General features: G+C 73.1%; 6 protein-coding genes. 3 read left to right on the top strand and 3 right to left on the bottom strand.

Annotated elements, in window-relative coordinates:
- On the top strand, positions 1–951 hold a 951-nt coding region (locus ACE3Q3_RS12680), incomplete at its 5' end, for a peptidyl-alpha-hydroxyglycine alpha-amidating lyase family protein (RefSeq protein WP_374446600.1).
- A gap of 10 nt (positions 952–961) precedes the next feature.
- Here the strand turns inward: ACE3Q3_RS12680 and ACE3Q3_RS12675 are convergent.
- Positions 962–1,309 (bottom strand): DOPA 4,5-dioxygenase family protein, encoded by a 348-nt coding sequence (locus ACE3Q3_RS12675; RefSeq protein ID WP_374446598.1) that lies wholly within the window; start codon positions 1,307–1,309, stop codon positions 962–964.
- Between the two features lie 26 nt (positions 1,310–1,335).
- Positions 1,336–3,546 carry a hypothetical protein gene (locus tag ACE3Q3_RS12670; RefSeq protein ID WP_374446596.1) on the bottom strand — a complete coding sequence of 737 codons (2,211 nt, stop codon included), beginning with the start codon at positions 3,544–3,546 and terminating at the stop codon, positions 1,336–1,338.
- 222 nt (positions 3,547–3,768) lie between these two features.
- Between ACE3Q3_RS12670 and ACE3Q3_RS12665 the strand changes: the two genes are divergently transcribed.
- Both ACE3Q3_RS12665 and ACE3Q3_RS12660 read left to right on the top strand, forming a co-directional pair.
- The gene (locus tag ACE3Q3_RS12665; RefSeq protein ID WP_374446594.1) at positions 3,769–6,078 is read left to right on the top strand and encodes a penicillin acylase family protein; all 2,310 of its coding nucleotides are present in this window, start codon (positions 3,769–3,771) and stop codon (positions 6,076–6,078) included.
- 71 nt (positions 6,079–6,149) lie between these two features.
- Positions 6,150–7,439: an aspartate aminotransferase family protein gene (locus ACE3Q3_RS12660; RefSeq protein WP_374446592.1), complete on the top strand. Its 1,290-nt coding sequence runs from the start codon at positions 6,150–6,152 to the stop codon at positions 7,437–7,439.
- A gap of 114 nt (positions 7,440–7,553) precedes the next feature.
- Here ACE3Q3_RS12660 and ACE3Q3_RS12655 read toward each other — a convergent pair.
- The coding region (locus tag ACE3Q3_RS12655; RefSeq protein WP_374446590.1) for a hypothetical protein at positions 7,554–7,733 on the bottom strand (180 nt) is incomplete at its 5' end.

The raw sequence follows: 7,733 nt of genomic DNA, 5'->3' as shown, positions 1-7,733 counted from the left end.
CGCGCCCGGGGCCCCCCCCCCCCCCGCGACACGGCGGCGGGGGCGCCGCGGCCGGCGGGGTGGTCCCCCCCCGCGGGCGCGGGCGGCTTCATCGCCGCCCACGACCGGGTCTACGTCTTCAATCGCGGCGAGCACCCGATGATCGTGTTCGATCGCGAGGGCAACTTCCTGCGCTCCTGGGGCGAGGGCGTCTTCACCCGCGCCCACGGCATCCATTTCGGCCCCGACGGCATGCTCTACTGCACCGACGACGGCGACCACACCGTCCGCAAGTGCACGCCGGACGGCAGGGTGCTGCTGGAGATCGGCATCCCCGGCAAGCCGACGCCCTTCATGAGCGGCAACCCGTTCAACCGCTGCACCCACACCGCGCTGTCGCCCAGGGGCGACATCTTCGTCGCCGACGGCTACGGCAACGCCCGGGTCCACAAGTACGACCCGTCCGGCCGGCTGCTGACCTCCTGGGGCTCGCCCGGCACCGATCCCGGGCAGTTCAACATCGTCCACAACATCGTCGCCGACGACGATGGCTGGGTCTATGTCGCCGACCGCGAGAACCATCGCGTCCAGGTCTTCGACGGCGAGGGCAGGTACGAGGCGCAGTGGAACAACCTGCATCGCCCGTGCGGGCTCTGCCTCTGTCCGGGGCCGGGCGGCCTCTGCGTCATCGGCGAACTCGGGCCGGGGCTGCCGGTCAATCGGCGGGTGCCGAACCTCGGCCCGCGCATCAGCCTCGTCACCACCAAGGGCGAACTGGTGGCCCGGCTGGGCGGCGAGAACGGCGCCGGCGACGCGCTCGGCCAGTTCAACGCGCCGCACGGGGTCGCGGTCGATTCGCGCGGCGACATCTATGTCGGCGAGGTCTCCTACACCAACTGGCGCAGCCACTTCCTGACCGAGCCGGTGCCCGAGCGGATGCGGGTGCTGCAGAAGCTCGAGCGGGTCCCCTGACCCCGCGGGGTCAGGCGCGTTCGAGCACCGCGAGGTCGAGCATCTCGCTCGGACCGAGCCAGACGGCGCGGTCGCGATGGTCGGCCAGCGCCTCGCCGGTGTTGGGATGGACGAGGACGGTGAGGCCGCCGCGGTTCAGCGTCAGCCACGGCACGATCTCGGCGAAGAGGTCCGGCCGGAACGCGACCTGGTAGCTCCAGCGCGGATGCGGGCCGACCGGGCGCTCGTGGAAGCGGCCCATCTCCATCCGCCCGGCGAACCGGTCCTCGATCCGCGTCCGCAGCGCCGTCGCGGCCGCGGCGGTGGCGGCATCGAAATAGACGTGGGCGTGCCAGTCGGCGATGCGGTCGACGTCCATCGCGGCGGGGCTCCTCGACAAGGGCGTCAGCGGCCGAGAATGCGCCCGAGGGCCCGGGCCAGGGCGTCGGCGCGCAACGGGTCGAACGAGAATACCACCTCGTGCGATCCGCTGGGAACGGCGACCGCCCGGAAGATGCGGTTGGCGCGCCGGACGGGCACCTCGCGGCCGTCGACGGTCGCCCGCCAGAACGGGTCGAAACGGTCGCCGAGGACGAGGTGGCCGTCGCGCGCCATCTCCACGCGGACCCGCACCTCCTCGCGCCGGCGGAGCGTGATCCGGGCCTGGCCGGCCGGCCCGGCGATGCCGCCGGCGGTGTCGAGGCCGGCGATCAGCACCGTCCCGGCCGGGTCGCGCGGCAGCAGGCCGCCGGCATCCGGCTCCGCCCGGCCGACCGCCAGCGCCCGGGGCAGGGTGCCCGGGTTCTCGTAGATCCAGGCCCCCGGCAGCGTCTCGACGAGCCGCAGGCCGGCGCGGGCCGCCGGCGGCAGGATGGTTTCGATCGGCCGTCCGGTGACCACCAGCCCGATGCCGAGCAGCCGCGCGATCGGGCTGTCGTAGCCGCCGAAGAGCGGCGTCAGTCGCCGTTCCGGCAGGTGGCTGTTCTGGTCCGCGCCGACCGCCTCGCTGTAGGCGGCGCTGCGCAGCGGGTCGTAGCCCAGGGTCTGCTCGAAGCCGTAGGCCATGGCGGCGTTCTGCCAGGAGCCGCCGCGATCGGTGCCCGGCACGGCGTCGAGCCCGAAGAGCTCGACCCGCAGGGGCGCCGGTCCGTCGCCGGTCCGTGCGCGGATCGCCGCCGCCAGGCGCTGGCCCTCCGGCCGGTAGGCGGCGATGGCGTCGCCCGGGACGGCGTTCAGCGTCGGCCCGGTGCCGTGCCAGGAGAGGTCGGCGGCGGCGAGCGCGGCCAGCGCCGGCAGGCCGTAGCGCATCGGCCCGACCCGGACGACCAGCAGGACCGCCAGCCCGAGGAGCGGCACCGCCACGGCAAGCGCCAGCGCCATGTCCGCGAGATGTCCGAGCCGGTGGCCGAGCCAAAGTCCGAGCGCGGTGGCGAGGAGCGCGGGAACGGCCCAGGACAGCAGCGCGGCGCGACCGGACGGCGGGGCCGCACGGTTCGCCGCCGCGCCGACCAGCAGGGCCAGCATGGCGTTGACGAGGAAGGCGGCGTCGTTCGGCCGCCGGTAGAGGTCGACGCCCGGAACCACCTCGAAGATGAGCCGGAAGGCGGGGGTGTAGGGGCCGAGCGCGTAGGCGAGCGCGAACGCCAGCCCCGCCGCCGGCACCAGCGCCTCGCGCAGCACGGCGCGCGGCCGCCCGGCCAGCGCGACGAACAGCACGGCCAGCGGCACGAGGCCGACATAGAGATGGCTCGTCGTCTGGTCGTTCCAGTCGAAGCCGAGGATCGACAGGCCCATCCAGGGCAGGGTGCCCGAGCCCCAGTAGCTGCCGGGCGTCAGCGCCCCGAAGGCGTCGGGGGCGATCAGGGTCAGCAGCGAGGCCGGGTGCAGCGCGGCATAGGCCGCGGTCCGGAAGTCGATCTCGGGGCGGGTGCTGCCGGCGAGCGCGTCGAGGGTCAGCAGCATCGGCAGGGCGAGCACCGCCGCGCCGGCCAGGAGGGCCGGCAGCAGGCCGGCGACCCGGTCGGCGGCCGCCCGCCAGCCACCGCTGCGGGCGGTCGCCGCCAGCCAGCCGGCGCAGCAGCCGACCAGGAAGACGCAGTTGAGGAAGGCGACCTGGTCGCGCCCGACGGCCATCATGCCGGCGACCAGGCCGAAGCCGACCGCTGCCGCGACCCGCCGCCATCGTCGTCCGGCGACGAACGCGAGGCGTAGCAGCAGCAGCGCCCACGGCAGCCACGCGTAGCTGACCGTCATCAGCGAATGCTGGAGCCGCGCCGCCGCGACGCCGCCGCACATGAAGACGACGGCCGCCAGCACCGCCGCCGCCGGCCGCCAGCCGAGGCCGCGGCCCAGCACCAGGACGCCGAGGCCGGCCGCCAGCAGGTGGAGGAGCTGCACGGCGTCGACGATCCGCATCGACGGCTCCGCCACCAGTTCCGCCAGCAGGCGGAAGGCGGGCACGAACAGCCAGGATTGCGGGTCGGAGATCGCCGGCACGCCGGCGTAGAGATGCGAGTTCCAGAACCCGGCGTCGCCGGCATGGCGGGCGCCCGCCAGCGCGCGCAGCACCGGATAGTAGTAGTCCTTGGCGTCCCACGGGATGACGCGGCCCTGCATCAGCCAGGGCCAGGCGAAGAGGCACCATGCGGCGACCGTCCCCAGCGTGGCCGCTGCCCATGCGGTCCGGCCTGTGCCGGGGCCCCCGTTCGATCCGCTCGTCATCCGCCGGCGAACCTAGCGGTATGGTGCGGCAGCGCCAACCGCCGATCGGGGGTTGCGGCGGCGGCCCTGCAGGGGGACGATCCCCGTCCATCCCGCCGAAGCCCCCTGGAGTCGATGATGACGGCAGTACCCACCGAGACGATCCTGCTCGCCGGCCTGGACGGCGAGGTCGAGATCCTGATCGATCGCTGGGGGATTCCGCACATCTACGCCAAGAGCGAGGCAGGCGCCTTCTTCGCCCAGGGCTTCAATGCCGGGCGCGACCGCCTGTGGCAGATCGACATGTGGCGCAAGCGCGGGCTCGGCCTGACCGCGGGCGACCTCGGGCCGGATTTCGTGGCCCGGGACCGCGCCGCGCGGCTCCTCCTCTATCGCGGCGACATGGCGGCGGAATGGAGCTGCTACGGCAAGGATGCCGAGGCCTGGACGACCGCGTTCGTCGCCGGGATCAATGCTTGGATCGACCTCGTCGAACGCGAACCGGAACGGCTGCCGGTCGAGTTCCGGCTGCTCGGCACCCGGCCGCAGAAATGGGCGCCGGAGGACGTCGTGCGCTGCCGCGCGCACGCCCGGGTCCGCAACCTCGACGCCGAGGTGCTGCGCAGCGGCATCGTCGCGAAGTTCGGACTGGAGGCCGACCGCTTCCACAAGAAGCTGCAGCCGGAATGGCGGGTCCAGGTGCCGGACGGGCTGGCGCCGCACCCGATCCCGCCCGAGGTGATGAAGGCCTATCTGCTGGCGACCGAGCCCAACGTCTTCGCCACCGGCCAGCCGGCCGAGCCGCTCGACGTCGCGTCGGCCGACAGCTTCGGATCGAACAACTGGGCGATCGCGCCCGCGCGCACGGCGACCGGGCGCGCGATCCTGGCGAGCGATCCGCACCGCGTCCACGAGCAGCCGTCGCTGCGCTACGTCGCCCATCTGGTGGCACCCGGTCTCGACGTCATCGGCGCCGGCGAACCGGCGATCCCGGGCGTCAGCTTCGGCCATAACGACCGGCTCGCCTTCTCCCTCACCATCCATCCGAGCGACCAGGAAGACCTCTACGTCTACGAGATCGACCCGGCCGATCCCACGCGCTACCGCTACGGCGGCGAGTGGGAGCGGATGCGGACGGTGACGGAGGCGGTCCCGGTGCGCGGCGGCGATCCGGTTGCGGTCGACCTCCAGTTCACCCGCCACGGGCCGGTGCTCCACGTCGACCGCGAGGCCGGCCGAGCCTATGCCGTCCGCACCGTCTGGACCGGACCCGGCACGGCCGCCTACATGGCCAGCCTCAACTACATCAAGGCCGGGAGCTGGCAGGAGTACACGGCCGCGCTGGAGGGCTGGGGCGCCCCGTCGGCCAACCATGTCGTGGCCGATATCGACGGCAACATCGGCTGGGCGGCGGCCGCCTTCGTGCCGCAGCGCCCGAACTGGGACGGGCTGATGCCGGTCGCGGGCGACGGACGCTACGAATGGAGCGGAATGACGCGGTCGTCGGGCCTGCCGCGGATCTACAACCCGGCCGCGGGCTGGGTCGGCACCGCCAACCAGATGAACCTGCCCGCCGACTACGACTACCGCACCCGCCGCACCGGATTCGAATGGACCGACGGCGCGCGCTACGACCGGCTGTCCGAGGTGCTGGCGGGCCGCGGCGGCTGGACGGTCGAGGAGACGCGGGCGCTCCAGACCGATTTCGGCAGCGTGCCGGCGCGCCGCCTCTGCCGGCTGCTGGCACCGCTGTCGCCGCCGCCCGGGCCGGCCGCTGCGGCGGTGGCGCTGCTCGCGGCCTGGGACCATCGGCTCGACGCCGACAGCGGCCCGGCCGCGCTCTTCGAGATCTGGTTCATGAAGCACCTGGTGCCGGCGGTGATGCGGCGCCTGCCGCCCGAGGGCGTGGCGGCGATGGTGACCGTGCCCGACACGGCGCTGATCCTCGACCTCGTCGAGAGCGCCGACGCGGCCTTCGGAAGCGACCCGGTCGCCGCGCGCGACGCCCTGCTGGCGGAAACCCTGGCGGCCGCCTGGGACGAGGCGCTGGCGCTCATGGGCGACGACCCCGCCGGCTGGTCGTGGGGCCGCATCCATCGCGGTTTCTTCCCGCATCCGCTGTCGCGGCTGGCGCCGCCGGACCTGCGGGCGAAGCTCGACGTCGGGCCGGCGCCGAAGGGTGGCTCGAACCTCACCATCAACAACAACGGCTATCGCACCAGCGACTTCCGGGTCATGTCCGGCGTCACCTGGCGCATGGTCGTCGACGTCGGCAACTGGGACGCCTCCTGGACGATCAACAGCCCGGGCCAGTCCGGCGACCCGTCGAGCCCGCACTATCGCGACCTCTTCCCGCTCTGGGCGAAGGAGGAGTACGTGCCGCTGCTCTACAGCCGCGGCGCGGTCGAGGCGGCGGCCGAACGCCGCATCCGGCTGGTGCCGGCGTGACGGGCTTCCCGGTCCGGCGGGATCCGGGCATCATGGCCAACCTGATCGGCTGATAGAACGGAGCAATCGAGATGGCGGACGGTAGCCGCGCGGACGGCGCACGCGAACTGGTGGAACTGGCGCATCGGGTCCTGCCGGCGGGCAATTTCGGCAACTTCGCCTCCGACATCGTCATCCGGGAGGGCAGGGGCGGCCGCGTCTGGGACGTGACCGGCAAGGAATATGTCGACTTCCTGCTCGGCTCCGGCCCGATGTTCATCGGCCATTCCCACCCCGACGTGGTGGAGGCGGTGCTGAAGCAGGTGCCGCTCGGCACCACCTTCTTCGCCAACAGCGAGCCCGGCATCCGGCTCGCGGCCGAGATCGTCGACGCGCTGCCCTGCGCCGAACAGGTGCGCTTCATGTCGAGCGGCACCGAGGCCGACCTCTACGCGATGCGCGTCGCCCGCGCCTTCCGCGGCCGGGACAAGATCCTGAAGTTCGAGGGCGGCTACCATGGCATGAGCGACTGGAGCCTGATGTCGCTCGCGCCGAAGAAGCCCGGCAACTTCCCGCGCGGCGTGCCCGATTCGGCCGGCATCCCGAAGAGCGTCCAGGACGAGGTGATCGTCGCCCCCTTCAACGACCTGGAGGCGGCCGTCGCCCTCATCCGCGCCCACGAGGACGAACTGGGCGGCGTCATCGTCGAGCCGTTCCAGCGCCTGATCCCGCCGAAGCCGGGATTCCTCGAGGGGCTGCGCGCGGTCACTGCCGAACTCGGCATCCCGCTCATCTTCGACGAGGTGGTGACCGGCTTCCGTTTCGCCTATGGCGGCGCCCAGTCCTATTACGGCGTCACCCCCGACCTCTGCACGCTGGGCAAGATCATCGGCGGCGGGTTCCCCCTGTCGGCGGTCGCGGGACGGGCCGACATCATGGCCCATTTCGACAAGGCGAAGGTCGGCGAGGACCGCTTTCTGGTGAATATCGGCACCCTCTCCGGCAACCCGGTCGCGTCCGTCGCCGGCCTCGCCACCCTGGCGGTGCTGAAGCGGCCCGGCGCCTACGAGAAGGCGTTCGCCACCGGCGAGCGGCTGATGGCCGGCTTCTCGACGGCGATCCGCGAGGCCGGCCTGCCGGCCCAGGTGGTGGGTGTGCCGCCGCTCTTCGACGTCGTCTGGTGCGCGGGCGACATCAAGGACTACCGCTCGACGCTCGGCGCCGACGCCGCGCTCCAGAAGCGGGTCAACGGCCGGCTGCGCGAGGCCGGCATCCTCAAGGGCGACAGCAAGTTCTACGTCTCGCTCGCCCACGACGAGGCCGACATCGCGCAGACCCTGGAGGCGTTCACCGCGGCGGTGAAGGCCGAAGCCAGGGGCTGACCGGGCGCGCCGGCATCCGGCGCGGAACTACCCTGGTGCGTCACGGCCGGCGCGGGCGACCGCTCCGGCCGTCGCCGTTCCAGGCTCCCGGAGGCCGGACCGCGGGTGCAGACCTCACATGGCCGCGGCCTTGGCAGCCCGCCGGGGGCTGCGCTTCGCAGGCGCCGCGTCGGCATCCGGCGCGCTTGCGACGACGACGACACCGGCGGCGGCGCGATCCGCCGCCTCCTTGGCGAGGCGCAGGCCGCGCAGGCGCAACGTCTTCGCCGCCTCGACCGCCGCGACGTTCTGCTC

The sequence above is a fragment of the Allostella sp. genome, assembly GCF_041913585.1.
In the GTDB taxonomy this organism is placed as follows: Bacteria; Pseudomonadota; Alphaproteobacteria; order ATCC43930; family Allostellaceae; genus Allostella.
Note: the sequence above shows the minus strand (reverse complement) of the source record. Positions and strands in the feature narration are given on the sequence as shown.

Excerpts from the sequence above, each read along its gene's own strand:
- ACE3Q3_RS12675 (WP_374446598.1), bottom strand. The coding sequence starts at position 1,309 with ATGGACGTCGACCGCATCGCCGACTGGCACGCCCACGTCTATTTCGAT.
- ACE3Q3_RS12670 (WP_374446596.1), bottom strand. The coding sequence starts at position 3,546 with ATGCAGGGCCGCGTCATCCCGTGGGACGCCAAGGACTACTACTATCCG.
- ACE3Q3_RS12665 (WP_374446594.1), top strand. The coding sequence starts at position 3,769 with ATGACGGCAGTACCCACCGAGACGATCCTGCTCGCCGGCCTGGACGGC.
- ACE3Q3_RS12660 (WP_374446592.1), top strand. The coding sequence starts at position 6,150 with ATGGCGGACGGTAGCCGCGCGGACGGCGCACGCGAACTGGTGGAACTG.